The sequence below is a fragment of the Sanguibacteroides justesenii genome (assembly GCF_003204205.1).
Classification (GTDB): Bacteria; Bacteroidota; Bacteroidia; order Bacteroidales; family Marinifilaceae; genus Gabonibacter; species Gabonibacter massiliensis.
On record NZ_QJPL01000028.1, the window covers coordinates 1 to 561 of the forward strand.

Here is a 561-nt window from a genome sequence, read left to right on the forward strand (position 1 = left end):
GACATCCCGGATAAAACGTTTTTCGATCTTTCGGACCGGGGAGATTTCACGTGTCGTTTCGGGAAGCGTTTCGCTTACTTGGGAGAGGCTTACACTCTTCTCACCCCAGAATGCTTGTGGTATCCGGTATGTACTCCCCCGGTTAACCCGGGGAATGTATACGCTGTTGATAAACATTTTTTCAATTCGACGCTAAAGGTAAGCGGCATTGGGGACAAGGCTGTTTTTTCTCAAGGAGCGTCGTTCAAGGAAAGAGAGGTTACTTTATTTCGTTCGACAAAGCCTCTTGTCGGGTTATCGCTGGTGGTAGGTACTTACACCGGCGATATGTTGCCGGTAGATTCGGTGCAGTACGGTTATTATGTTTACCCGGGACACGGTGATTACTTTAACGGTTTGGAGGTCGTGCCGGATTCACTCCCTGGGGTGATTTCTTCTTTTTCAAAAGCGGGGCACGGGAAGTCTTACCCTTTCGATCGTTATCTTTTTGTGGAGACCCCGCTCTCGTTTTGTAGTTTCTACCGGGTCTCTCGGAACGGAAGCGGGTACGTGCAGCCGGAG

The 561-nt window shown here is 49.7% G+C and carries 1 protein-coding gene; it reads left to right on the forward strand.

What is annotated here, in order from left to right:
• Positions 1 to 561, forward strand: a 561-nt coding sequence (locus tag DMB45_RS14780; protein WP_181416532.1) for a hypothetical protein, incomplete at both ends; no start/stop codon positions are given.